The following is an 11,797-nucleotide window of genomic DNA, read 5'->3' on the forward strand; positions in this document are numbered from 1 at the left end:
TTCTCTCCGTTGGTGTCTTCATGTCAAAACTCAACCGGACCGCCGGGAGGCAGCAACATCTCGGCCCCGGTGCGCCGCCGCACCTCGTCCAGGTCGCGGTTGGTGGTGGCCACCACCAGGACCGCCTCGGCCCCGGCGCCGGGTTCACCGCGTTCAGCCAGCTCGCGGGCCAGCCAGGGGCCGAGTTGCTCCAGGCGCTTGGCCAGTCCCGGGCCGCCGGGCACGCCGATCACGATCTGGGCGTGGTCCGGGCCGGGCTCCAGGGTGTCCACTATGTTCCACAAGAGGCTCAAATGGTGCTCTCTCGGTCCGGGCCTGAGCTAAAACGCCTAGCGGGCGTTGCGGGCCTTGCCGCTGACCGACTCCATGGCGATCTTGTAGACCCGCGCCTTGTCGTAGACCTTGGCGGTGTACTCCAGGCCCTCGGCGCGGAACTCCGGGCTGTATTTGTCCAGCAGGCCTTCCAAGGCGGTCTGCTTCTCCGCTCCCTCCACCTCCAGGCACTGGCCGAACACCACCGCGCTCTCATAGAGCGTTGCGAACTCGTCGGGCATCACCTCGCAGCGGTTGACCACCACGAATGAGACCCTGTCGTTGGCCGCCAGATTGTCCAGCTTTTGGCCGCTAAGGCCGCAGTGGAAGTAGAGGCTGCCCTCCAAGAGACAGTAGTGCAGGGGAGTGCCGTAGGGCTGACCCTCGGCTGAGGTGGTACAGAGCACCCCGTAGTCGCCTTTGGCAAGGATTTCCTGGGTTTGCTCTGGGGTGGCGGCCCGGTCTTTACGGCGCATCTCGCGGGTCATGGCTGACTCCTGGAGTGGCAAGTTTCGGTGGTGATGTTCAAAGGAGACGGGGTTAGTTCAAAGCAACCACTGTGCCAGGGCGCAAGTCGTTGATATGATAGCTTATATTTTAGTTAGGAATGATTCGGCGGTGCGGTGGCGCAACAAAAATAGTATCAAAAATGTAGATTATCAGCACAACCGCCCGGAAATAGATGTCTATTTATGTCGTTGCCCTATTGCACCGCGTTGCGATTATTCAACAATGCTTTGGGGCGGCTTTTTGGCCTTGCGGGAGATGGTGCTGTGGTTGATGCCCAGGTGGCGGGCCGCCTCCCGCTGGCTGCCGAAAACCCGGATGGCCTTGGCGATCAGCTCCTGCTCCAGGCGCTGCACCGCCTGGGGCAAGTTCCACTGGTCCTCGCCCTCCCGCGCTGTCTGCTCCCCGCCGGCCCGGCGCACTCCGGCCGGCAGGTCGGCCAGGTCCACCACCTCGCCGGGGGCCAGCACCACCAGTTGCTCCAGGAGGTTGGCCAGCTCACGCACGTTGCCCGGGTAGGGGTAGCGGCACAGGGCTTCCAGGGCCGCGGGAGAAAGGACCTTGTCCGTGGCGCACTTGGCATTGAACTGCTTGAGGAAGTGATGCACCAGCAGGGGGACGTCCTCGCCCCGCTCCCGCAGGGGGGGCAGGTGCAAGGGCACCACCTTGAGGCGGAAGTAGAGGTCTTGGCGGAACTGGTGCTCGGCCACCATGCGGTCCAGGTCGCGGTTGGTGGCCGCGATGATGCGCACGTCGATGCGCCGGGGGGTGGTGGAGCCCACCCGCACCACCTCGTTGTCCTCCAGGAACCGGAGCAGCTTGGCCTGCACGCTCAGCGGCAGCTCACCCACCTCGTCCAAAAGCAGGGTGCCCCCCTGGGCCAGCTCGAAGTAGCCCAGCTTGCCGCTCTCCAGCGCTCCGGTGAAGGCGCCGCGCTCATAGCCGAAAAGCTCGGCCTCGATGAGGTTGGCCGGGATGCCGCCGCAGTCCACCCGTACCAGGGGCCCTTCCTTGCGGGGGGAGGCCTCGTGGATCAGCTTGGCGAACAGCCCCTTGCCCACCCCGGACTCCCCGGCCAGGAGCACGCTGGAGTCCACCTGGGCCACCCGCATGGCGGTGTCAAAGGCGCGCATCATCACCGGAGCGCGCATGATCACCTGGGAGGCCAGGTCTTGGTGCAGATGAATCAAGGAGAGCTCACTGCGGTACTGCTGGGTGAGCAGGCGGCTCTCCTCCAGCTCGGCTTGCAGGCGGTTGAGCTCGGTGAGGTCGCGGGCGTTGATCACCACCAGGCGCACCTCGCCTTCGTCGTTGAACACCGGGGTTCCAGTGACCAAGCACTGGCCGCCGTCGCGCTGGTTCTGCACAAAGGTGACCGGAGCCCGGCTGGCCAGCACCTCCAGGGTGGCCGAGCGGTCGAAAAAGCCCTCGGCCACCAGGTTCTCCACATTGCGCCCCACCAGCTTGTCGGCCCCGAGCCCGGTGCCCTTGGCCGAGGCCGCGTTGACCTTGATCACCTTGCCCACCGCATCGCTGATCCACAGGCCGTCGTGCGAGGACTCGATGATCACGTCCAGTTGCTCGGAAAGCTCCTTGTAGGCGGCCAATTGGTCGGCCAGGCTCTCGTACTCCGACACATCCTGGAAGATGCTGAGCACCCCGATAATCTCGCCGCCGTCGCGGATGGCGGTGCGGTTGGCGATGATGGTGCTTTCGGTTAGGCGCACCTTGCGCCCCACCTGGGGCTGGCCGCTGGCGATGATCCGGCGCATGTCGGCCCAGGCCTCGGTGCTCAGCTCGCCCAGGTGGCGGCCCATCACGTCCTCGAGGGTGAAGCCGGCCAGGGTGCGCGCCGCCTGGTTGTAGACCACGATGAACCCGTCGCGGTCCACCACCACCACGCCGTTGTGCGCCGACTCCAGGAGTTGGCGCAAGGGGGCTATTTGGTCAAAGTCCAAGAGCATACGAGGCTCCGCCGGGTATAAACGCCACTACTGAATCTTTAGCATACTTCATGCTCGCTGACATGCCATAGCCGGCGCGCCCCCGCCGCCCTCAAAGCTCCGGGCCGGGGCGTGAGGCCCCGACCCGAATTTTTGCGGGAACGGCTTTCGCCAGGCCCTAGAAGGTCCACTTGTCCTCGAACATGCTGATGGGCGGGTGGGCCGCCGGGTCGGTGAGGATGTCGATGAGGCTCAGGCCCGGCTCGCTAATGGCCTGGTCCAGGGCCTCGGCCAGCTGGCCCGGGTCGCTGACCCGCACCCCGTTGCACCCACAGGCCCGGGCCACGGCGGCGTGGTCCACGCTGCTCATGTATATGGCGTCGGTGTGGTCGCCGAACTTAACGTTCTCCGCGTGCACCTGATAGCCCAGCACCGAGTTATTGAGCACCATCACCGTGAGGTCCAGGCCCATGCGCTTGGCCGCCTCCATCTCGGACCAACAGTGGCCGAAGCCGCCGTCGCCCACCAGGCACACCACCGGCGCTTCGGGCCGGGCGATCTTGGCGCCCATGGCCATGGGCAGGCCCCAGCCCAGACCGGCCAGGCCGCGCGGGGTGAGGAAGCGCATGCCGGCCTTAAGGCTGGTGAGGTAGTTGACGGTCCAGATGGAGGAGTAGCTGGCGTCGGCCACCACGATGGTCTCCGGGGTGAGCCACTGGTTCAGCTCGCCCATGAGGCGCTCGGGCCGGATGGGCTCCTGGTCCGAGGCAAGGCGGGGGGCTGCCTCCTCCGCATGGCGGATCTTGCCCTCGGCAATCTTCTCTTCCAGGGCAGGGCGGGCCGCCCGGCGGGCCGAAAGGTCCATGCCCTCCATGGCGGCTTTGAGCTGGGCCAGGGCCAGCTTGGCGTCGCCCAGCAGGGGCAGGGCCTCGTAGTTGCGCCCGATCTCCATGGGGTCCGCGTCGATGTGGATGTACTTGGCATCTGTGGGGTAGAGCGACCAGGAGTCCGTGCCGTTCTGGTTGGTGCGGCTGCCGATCAAGAGGATCACGTCCGCTTGGGTCACCAACTCCCGCTGGAACTTGGCCATGCCGCCTGTGCCCATGAAATAGCCCGCCACGCCCAGGCTGAGGGGGTGGCGCTCGTCCACTGATCCCTTGCCCATTACCGTGGTGGCCACGGGCAGGCAGGCGGCCTCCTGCAAGGCGGCCAGCTCGGCGGTTGCCCCGGAGAGGTGCACCCCGCCGCCCGCGATGATCAGGGGCCTCTCGGCCTTGGCCAGCATCTCGGCAGCCTGGGCCAACAGGGCCGGGTCCGGCGCGGTGCGCATCAGGGGGAAGCGGCTCAGGTCGTGGGCGCGGTCCATGGGTCCGGCCTGGCGCGGGGCCACCAGCAGGTCCGCGGGCAACAGCAGGGCCGCCGGGCCGGGGCGGCCGCTGGTGGCCGCGCGGAAGGCCATGTCCAGATAGTCGTCCACCCGGGAGGCCTGCTCCAGGCGGCGGACCCATTTGGTGCAGGCCCCGAACAGGGCCAGATGGTCATACTCCTGGAAGGCGTTCTTGTCGGTCTGGGTGAGGGCCACCTCTTGCACCAGGGCCACCACCGGCACCGAGGCCTTGAGCGCCTCGGCCAGGGGCGGCACCAGCAGGGTGGCGGCCGGGCCGTTCTGGGCGGTGACCACTCCGGCCTGGCCCGAGATGCGGGCAAAGCCGTCGGCCATGGCCCCGCCCATGTTCTCGGTGCGGTACCAGGCCTGGCGGATGTTGTGCCGCTTGGCGGCAAGGTGCAAGGCGCTGGGCAGGCTCTGGCCGAACATCTGTTTTACCCCGTGGCGCACCAGGCCCTCGGCCAGGGCGTCGGCTACGGTGCCGGCGAAGTCCATGGTTTGAGATTGTCTTTTCTGCTCGCTGCTCATGGCGTTGTTCCTCTCGGGTTGCATCAACCGGCGAACATGCCGGTGCCGCCGGTTACTTCCAAAGTGATGCCGGTGATCCACTCCGCCTCGTCCGAGGCTAAAAAGGCCGCCGCGTGGGCCACGTCTTCGGGCTTGCCCGGCCGGCCCAGCACCACCTGCTCGGGCTTCATGATGCCCGCGTCCAGCTTGGCGGTCAGCTCGGTGGCGATGAACCCAGGCAGGATGGCGTTGGCGGTGATGTTGTATTGCCCCAGCTCGCGGGCGGTGCTTTTGGTCAGGCCGATCATGCCCGCCTTGGACGAGGCATAGGAGCAGTGCCCGTAGGAGCCGCCCTTGCCCGCCCGCGAGGAGATGTTGATGATGCGGCCCCAGTTGCGCGGGATCATCAGGCGCGCCGCCGCCCGGGTGCCGATGAAAGCCCCGCGCAGGTTCACGCTGAGCACCTTGTCCCACTGCTCGGCGGTCATCTCGGCGAGCATGGCCCGGCTGCCCAGGCCCGCGTTGTTCACCCAGATGTCCAGGCCGCCGAAGTGCTGCGCCGCCTGGGAGGCCGCGCTCTCGATGCTGTCCTCGTCGGCCACGTCCATGTTGAGGGCCAGGCCCTTGCGGCCCAGGGCGGTCACCTCCTCGGCGGTCTGGCGGGCGATGTCTCGGTCGATGTCGGCCACGGCCACGTGGGCTCCCTTTGCGGCCAGCTCCAGGGCGATGGCCCGCCCGATGCCGCGCCCCGCGCCGGTTACCAAGGCGATGCGGTCTTGCACCTCGTTCACTCCCTATCTCGGGCCCAGGCCCGGGAACTGTTGCAAATAATCCAGCATGGCGCTCTGCATCTGGTGCAAATGCTTTTTCATGGCCTTTTCAGCCGCGCGGCCGTCCTGGGCGGCGCAGGCCTCGATGATCTTCTCGTGCACTTCCAGGAATTCCTGGAACTGGTCGGAGACCGCGATGGTCACGTACTGGTAGCGGTAGATGCGCCGCTTGAGGGTCTCCAGCAACAGGCGCAGGTTCTCGTTGCCGCAGTTCTCATAGAAAAAGTAGTGCAGCTGGCTGTTGTAGTGAATCCACTCTTTGAGGTCGCGCTTGGCTGCGGCCTTGCGGCAACCGGCTTGCAGCTTTTTCAGATGAGCCACCTGGGCCTTGGTTGCCTTTTCGGCGCTCAGGCGGGCGGCGTAGCTCTCCAGGATGCGCCGGAGGTCGTAGATCTCCTCCACTTGGCGAACCGAGAGCTTGGATACGCGGTAGCCCTTGTTGGGCGCGTAGGTGAGCAGGCCCTCGCCCTCCAGCAGGCGTAGGCACTCGCGGATGGTGCTGCGGCTGGCGTTGAAGCGCTGGGCCAGGTCTTTTTCGGTGAGGCGCTCACCGGGCGAGAGCTGGCCGTAGGTGATCTCCTCGCGGATGGCCTCGAAGATGGTTTCGCGCACCGAGCGGGTCATGGAGCGACGCCTTTCCGGACGCAAGGGCCGCCCGTTAAGTTCGTATGATTGCCTGATAACATTGTCCGACAATCTGTGTCAAGCCGAATCGGCCGGGAGAACTGGACGCCCCGAGACCAGGGCCAAGATCGACAAGAGGGTTTTGAAGGAAGGAAAGATGGTTCAAAAGGCGGTCGGGGCCTTGCGAGTGATCCGGCCTGCCTAGGGCCCGCAGACGGGAGGCTCTTTAGACACCGACCTCCCGGCCCGCCGTGGGTCCCGGCGGATGAGCGCGAAGCGGGTCGCCACCACTACGGCCCCGTTGCTTTCGGGTTAAGGCCCGTCCCCAAAAAACGGGGCCCGGGCGCATGGCCCGAGCCCCGGAAGGCTGGCGCAAAAAGGGGAGGGCGCTAGTCCGCGTCCCCGTTTTCCTCGATGATCTGGTGGGTGGCCAGGATCTCGGGCGCGGTGGCCGTGCCGGTGACCCCCACCTTGCCCACCGAGACCCGGGCGGCCAGGTTGGCGATCTCGGCCGCGTGCACGAAGCTGGCCCCGGCGCATAGGGAAGAGGCGATGGCCGAGGCCACCGAGTCGCCCGCGCCGGTGGGGTCGATCTCGCCGTCCAGGGGCACGGTGGGTACCTTGGTGTAGTTGCCCTCGCGGTCGAAGAACATGATGCCGTTCTCGCCCCGGGTGATGTAGAGCTCGCTGCGCAGCTTCTTGACCAATATACGGCCCGCTTCGATCACCACCTCCACCCCGATTTCGTGGCTGGTGTGCGACTGGTAGATGCCCGCGGCCATGGCCGCCTCGTAGTCGTTGGGCACGCAGATCAGGCCCTTGAACTGGTCCACGCGCAGGCGGCTGTCGCCGATGGCCACCTTGCCGCTGGCCGTGATCTTCTCGTCCAAATAGGTGAGCACGTTGTCGGTGACCACGCCGGTGCCCAATATCTCGGCGTAATCGGCCACCACGAAGCCGTCCACCACTTCCAGGACGGCCGCGATGTTGTCTTTGATCTGCTCTTCCTGGGCCGAGGAGATGGCCTTGGCGCTCTCGGTGTCCACCCGGGCCACCTGCTGCACCCGGCTGTGATAGGCCGAGGCGTAGAACTTTTCGAAGGCGCCGGTGAGGCGGTCGCTCACCTCCACCATATAGCTGGTGTCGATGCCCCGCTCCTTGAGGATGTCCAGGAGGATGCGGCCGTTGTGGTCGTGGCCCACGATGCCGATGGCGCAGACCTGGGCCCCCAGGTCGGCCAGGTTCAGGGCCACGTTGCCTGCCGCGCCGGGAAGGTAGCGGGTGGAGTCCTGGGACTTGAGCCTGATGATGGGGATGGGCGCTTCGCGGGAGATCACCTCCATGATGCCCAGGGAGTAGCGGTCCAGATAATAGTCGCCCAGCACGCAGATCTTGGTGTCCTTCACCTTGGCCAGGATGTCGCTCAGGGCGGCGCGGTCGATGGTCATCAGGGACATGGGAGGTCTCTCCGCTGTGGCCGTCCGGTGGAGCGGCCGGGTTGGTCAGTGGCTCAGCACCAGTTGGCCAGGGCGTGGCTCATGATGTCCACGTTGCCCTCGCTGTAGGATTTGTCCGAAACGTATCCCCGCTCGCCCTTGGCCCGCACCGCCTCCTTGAGGCCGGGGTCGGAGTTGTTGGGGCAGGCGGCATAGCCCGCGGCCTGCAACATCTCCAGGTCCGAGTGCAACGAGTCGCCCACCGCCAGGGTGGCCTCCAGGTCGAAACCCAGGGCGCGGGCCAAATGGCTCAGGGCGTTGGCCTTGCCGATGTTGGGGAAGATGTCCACCGCGCCCGAGGAGGGGGAGATGGTCACGTGCCCCCGGGCGATGGCTTGTTTGAGCTCCTCGGGGAAGAAGAACTCCTCCAGCCAGGCCACCAGGCCCGGCCCCACGTTCTTCTTGAACTCGAAGGTGACCATGGCCATGCGGTCCTTGAGCATCTTGATGCCGGTGTGCGGGAAGCGCTCGCGGGCCAGGGTGTCCAGGTCCAGCTTGGCCCGCCAATCCAGGAACATCTTGATGCTGGCCCGCTGGGCCGCGTCCAGGTCCATGTCCTCGAAGAGCAGGTGGCCGCCCTCGCCGGGGAAGTAGACGATGTTGCCGCATTCGCAGATGGAGGGACCTTGGAAGTCCAGGGCGTGGATGATGTTGTCGCACTCATGCACCGAGCGGGCGGTGGCCACCCCGAAGCTGGTGTCCGGCAGGCGCTTGGTTATGGTGCGCAAACGGACCAGGCCCTCGGAATAGGGCGATAGGTCCTGCTTGTCCGGGTAGCCCGGCTTGACGAAGTCGTCGATGCAGCCGTCAATGTCGTTGAAAACGTAGCTAATGCTCATGCCATCGCGCCCAGGCGGACGGTTTGTATCCCTTGGCCTCCCGTGGGGCCCGGCCGGGCAACCAACGGAAAACTCACTGTAATTAAAGGAAACTATACCCAAGGGCCTTCAAACATCAAGCCCAAAGGGATTCACCCCCGGCCACGCCGCTCGTGCGCCGGGGCCGAACCTCAATGAGCCTACCTTTTGGCGCGGGCCTAGTCAATCAGGCGGCCGCCGCGCCGGGGGCGGCTTGGAAGGCATGTCCAGCCAGTAAAGGAGCCATGCCCCACCGGGCGAACCGCGCTCGTAAAGCCCATTTTTGCCAAGAAGACCAATCACCTTGAATGGTTAGGTGTTTAAAGCCTGTCTCCGTAACAAGTTGATAATAAAAATGTAATCGAATAGCCAAAAATCGCTTGACACTAGTGAATTGGATTTTCTATGGTATGACATCATACGTTATCCCACAGCGACGGGGTAGTAATTTGAGTTCGCAGTTCAAATCCGTGAAGAAGCCCTCCCTGGCCCAGGCGGTCCAGGCTCAGCTGGTGGAATCCATCACTTCGGGCCTCTACACGCCAGGGCAGCGCCTGCCCGCCGAGCGCGAGCTAATGGAGCAGTTCGAGGTGAGCCGGGTCACGGTGCGCGACGCCCTGACCAGCCTCAAGAGCATGGGCCTGATCTACATCAAGCGGGGGGTCAACGGCGGCACTTTCGTGGCCGAGCCCAGCGCCATGCCCATCACCGAGAACTTCAAGAACCTGGTGCAGATGGGCCGGGTGCACTTCGGCCACCTTATCGAGGCGCGGCTTTCCCTGGAGCCCGGCCTGGCCATGTCCGCCGCCCAGAGCCGCAGCCCCCAGGACATCGAGCGCCTGGAAGGCTCCCTGATGAAGGCCCGCAAGCACCTGAACAACTCGCTCAAGAACGCCCGTTTGCAAAACGTGCGCTTCCACCACGAGGTGGCCCGCATCTGCAACAACCCCATCCTGCTGTTCATCTCCGAGTCCATCACCCAGACCTTTTCCGGGCTGATCATCGAGATGACCCAGGACAAGCTGAGCCGGGAGAAGATCGAAGCCCTGATCGGCGAGCACGAAGAAATTCTGGAGGCCATCCGCCACCAGGATACGGAGGCGGCCTACAGCCACACCCGTAACCACCTGCTCAAAACCTACGAGATGTACGCGGGGGTTCTGCCCTGGGAATCCGAGACGCTGGGCTTCGACACGCCGCTGCCGGACAAGGAGACTTCCTAGAAAAGCAATCATGACGGCGATGCCCGCAACAAGGGGCGTCGCCGTTTCTTTTAGTCACCACAATGACTTTATTTGGCCAAGTTAGAGGAGGAGGAACGATGGTCAAGCAACGCAAATCCGCCGTTTGGGCGCTGGCCGTGCTTTTATTGGCGGCTCTGGCCCTGTGGGCCGTGCCGGCTGTGGCCGAGATGCAGCCCAAAACCAATTTCGAAGTGGTCACCAGCGCCGACGTGACCAACTACAGCTACGCGATCAAGAAGTACAAGGGCAAACAGCGCCTCCACGTGACGGTGGGCCTCAAGAACGTGTCCAAGGTGCCCAAGCGCTTCCGGGTCAATATCTGGCTGCCCAACGGCGTGTCCAGCGGCGGCTTCTACCCCCGCAAGACCGGGACCATCGCGCCGGGCAAGACTCTGAGCCAGACCTGGCCCATGTACACCGACAAGATGCCCGCGGAAGCGACCATTCTGGTCAAGGAGCTTCCCACGGACTAAAGGGATTTTTTGCGCGGCGCACCGGAGAGGGAGCGCGGCGCAAGCCACGGCGCCGGCCCGCGCGCCAAGGGCCCCGTTGGCCCCACGCGGCGGAACCGGCGTCCATGGAGGGAAAAATGCGTAGCACCAAGAAACTCAGCCTGGCCATGGTCATGTTCCTGGCCGCCATGGTCCTGGTCGTGGGCAAGCCCGCCCCGGCCTCGGCCCTCAAGTTCCTGTCTTTCGGCACCGGCTCGCCAGCCGGCACCTATTACTTCATCGGGGCCGGCTTCTCGGCCATCATCAACAAGTACGTGCCCGGCGTGCGCGTGACCGCCGAGTCCACCGCCGCTTCCACCGAGAACGGCCGCCTGCTCGTCCGGGGCTCCCTGGACATGGGCCTGGCCTGCATGGGCACCTTGCAGGCCCTGAAAAAGCAGGGCATGGACGTGAACAAGGTGCGGCTCATCGCGGTGGGCCACACCAGCGACACCCACTGGATCGTGCGGGCCGACTCGCCCATCAAAACGCCCTACGACTTCAAGGGCAAGGTGATCGGCGTGGGCCCCGCGGGCAGCGCCACCTTGAACATCTACTCCAAGAAGCACCTGCCGGTGGCCTACGGCCTCACCTTCAAGGACTTCACCCCCAAGTACATCGCCTTCCATGAGATCGCCCGCGGAATCCGCGACAACACCATCGACGCCGGCGTCATCGCGGCCGGCGCGCCCATCGCGGCGGTGATGGAGCTGGCCCGCGACATTCCCATCCGCATCCTCAACGTGGACGGCGAGCCCCTGAAGAAGCTGCGCGCCAAGTTCACCAACGTGGTGCCGATCACCTTCCCGGCGGGCATGTACCCCGGCATCGACAAGGACGTGCACACCTACACCCTGCCTCAGATGTGGTTGTGCCGGACCGATATGTCCGAGGACATGGTCTACAACATCCTCAAGGCGGTCTATGGCCACAAGGTGGAGAAGGACAACATTCACCCCATGGCCAAGATGTACGTGCCGGTCAACGCCTTCCGGGGCAGCGACGGCGTGCCCGTGGGTTATCACCCCGGCGCCATCAAGTACTACAAGGAAATCGGTATCTGGGATAAGCGGGAGCAGTACTACCGCTAAGCCGAGGCCCGGCGCCTTCGGCGGGGTTCGCCCCGCCGGAGGCGGCCAGGCATCAACGGATTTCGCTATCGGCCGCCACACAGCTCGGCGACAGAGAGAAGCTCACGGTGAAATCAACTCAGGTAGAGCCGCCCAAGGAAAAACTGAGCATCTATCGCACCTGGTGCAAACGCTGCGGCAATTGCGTGGCCTTTTGCCCGCGCGGTGCCTTGGCGGCGGACCAGTGGGGACATCCTTATTTGAAGCAGCCCGAGCGCTGCACCGGCTGCGGCCTGTGCGCCATGCTTTGCCCCGACTTCGCCCTCAGCGTAGTCATGGAAGGCGATGCGGAGCTGGACGCCTTGTCGCCGGTTAAACGCAGCGACGCGGCCCAACCCGCCCGGGTGAGCTTCGAGCGCCTGGCCCCGTCCGCCGGGGGGGAGGCGTAGCCATGGCCGTCAAGCGCAGGACAACCAAGCCTCGCCAGCGCCTTGCCAAGGGTCAGCCGCGGCTTTTGCAGGGCAACGAG

Annotated in this window: 12 protein-coding genes; 4 read left to right on the forward strand and 8 right to left on the reverse strand. The window is 65.1% G+C overall.

The features are described 5' to 3' along the window. Positions 1-23: 23 nt before the first annotated feature. The 8 genes from KQH53_16330 to KQH53_16365 all read right to left on the reverse strand — a co-directional run bounded on the left by KQH53_16330 (position 24) and on the right by KQH53_16365 (position 8,445). Entirely contained in the window at positions 24-293 is a 270-nt protein-coding gene (locus KQH53_16330; GenBank protein ID MCB2228249.1) for a hypothetical protein, read from the reverse strand. Positions 294-329: 36 nt separating this feature from the next. Further along, positions 330-800: a pyridoxamine 5'-phosphate oxidase family protein gene (locus KQH53_16335; GenBank protein MCB2228250.1), complete on the reverse strand. Its 471-nt coding sequence runs from the start codon at positions 798-800 to the stop codon at positions 330-332. A 234-nt stretch (positions 801-1,034) separates the two neighbouring features. Further along, entirely contained in the window at positions 1,035-2,783 is a 1,749-nt protein-coding gene (locus tag KQH53_16340; protein MCB2228251.1) for a sigma 54-interacting transcriptional regulator, read from the reverse strand. A gap of 157 nt (positions 2,784-2,940) precedes the next feature. Beyond that, on the reverse strand, positions 2,941-4,677 hold the full coding sequence (locus KQH53_16345; protein MCB2228252.1) for a hypothetical protein: 1,737 nt from the start codon (positions 4,675-4,677) through the stop codon (positions 2,941-2,943). Between the two features lie 23 nt (positions 4,678-4,700). Then, the gene (fabG, locus tag KQH53_16350; GenBank protein ID MCB2228253.1) at positions 4,701-5,447 is read right to left on the reverse strand and encodes a 3-oxoacyl-ACP reductase FabG; all 747 of its coding nucleotides are present in this window, start codon (positions 5,445-5,447) and stop codon (positions 4,701-4,703) included. 3 nt (positions 5,448-5,450) lie between these two features. Further along, positions 5,451-6,110, reverse strand: a complete 660-nt coding sequence (locus KQH53_16355) for a GntR family transcriptional regulator (GenBank protein MCB2228254.1) — start codon at positions 6,108-6,110, stop codon at positions 5,451-5,453. A 389-nt stretch (positions 6,111-6,499) separates the two neighbouring features. Beyond that, positions 6,500-7,567 carry a hypothetical protein gene (locus KQH53_16360; protein MCB2228255.1) on the reverse strand — a complete coding sequence of 356 codons (1,068 nt, stop codon included), beginning with the start codon at positions 7,565-7,567 and terminating at the stop codon, positions 6,500-6,502. Positions 7,568-7,620: 53 nt separating this feature from the next. Beyond that, entirely contained in the window at positions 7,621-8,445 is an 825-nt protein-coding gene (locus KQH53_16365) for a Cof-type HAD-IIB family hydrolase (GenBank protein ID MCB2228256.1), read from the reverse strand. A 488-nt stretch (positions 8,446-8,933) separates the two neighbouring features. Here KQH53_16365 and KQH53_16370 point away from each other — a divergent pair, with 488 nt between their 5' ends. The 4 genes from KQH53_16370 to KQH53_16385 all read left to right on the forward strand — a co-directional run bounded on the left by KQH53_16370 (position 8,934) and on the right by KQH53_16385 (position 11,717). Continuing rightward, on the forward strand, positions 8,934-9,686 hold the full coding sequence (locus tag KQH53_16370) for a FadR family transcriptional regulator (GenBank protein ID MCB2228257.1): 753 nt from the start codon (positions 8,934-8,936) through the stop codon (positions 9,684-9,686). 98 nt (positions 9,687-9,784) lie between these two features. Then, positions 9,785-10,180, forward strand: coding sequence for a hypothetical protein (locus KQH53_16375; GenBank protein ID MCB2228258.1), 396 nt, complete (start codon positions 9,785-9,787; stop codon positions 10,178-10,180). A gap of 116 nt (positions 10,181-10,296) precedes the next feature. Further along, positions 10,297-11,289 (forward strand): TAXI family TRAP transporter solute-binding subunit, encoded by a 993-nt coding sequence (locus KQH53_16380; GenBank protein ID MCB2228259.1) that lies wholly within the window; start codon positions 10,297-10,299, stop codon positions 11,287-11,289. 107 nt (positions 11,290-11,396) lie between these two features. After that, on the forward strand, positions 11,397-11,717 hold the full coding sequence (locus KQH53_16385; protein MCB2228260.1) for a 4Fe-4S binding protein: 321 nt from the start codon (positions 11,397-11,399) through the stop codon (positions 11,715-11,717). Positions 11,718-11,797: the final 80 nt, after the last annotated feature.

This window comes from Desulfarculaceae bacterium (genome assembly GCA_020444545.1).
In the GTDB taxonomy this organism is placed as follows: Bacteria; Desulfobacterota; Desulfarculia; order Desulfarculales; family Desulfarculaceae; genus Desulfoferula.

Bases quoted from the DNA above. Each gene is read 5' to 3' on its own strand.
- KQH53_16345 (MCB2228252.1), bottom strand. From the start codon at position 4,677: ATGAGCAGCGAGCAGAAAAGACAATCTCAAACCATGGACTTCGCCGGC.
- KQH53_16355 (MCB2228254.1), bottom strand. From the start codon at position 6,110: ATGACCCGCTCGGTGCGCGAAACCATCTTCGAGGCCATCCGCGAGGAG.
- KQH53_16360 (MCB2228255.1), bottom strand. From the start codon at position 7,567: ATGTCCCTGATGACCATCGACCGCGCCGCCCTGAGCGACATCCTGGCC.
- KQH53_16375 (MCB2228258.1), top strand. From the start codon at position 9,785: ATGGTCAAGCAACGCAAATCCGCCGTTTGGGCGCTGGCCGTGCTTTTA.
- KQH53_16340 (MCB2228251.1), bottom strand. From the start codon at position 2,783: ATGCTCTTGGACTTTGACCAAATAGCCCCCTTGCGCCAACTCCTGGAG.
- KQH53_16380 (MCB2228259.1), top strand. From the start codon at position 10,297: ATGCGTAGCACCAAGAAACTCAGCCTGGCCATGGTCATGTTCCTGGCC.
- KQH53_16365 (MCB2228256.1), bottom strand. From the start codon at position 8,445: ATGAGCATTAGCTACGTTTTCAACGACATTGACGGCTGCATCGACGAC.
- KQH53_16335 (MCB2228250.1), bottom strand. From the start codon at position 800: ATGACCCGCGAGATGCGCCGTAAAGACCGGGCCGCCACCCCAGAGCAA.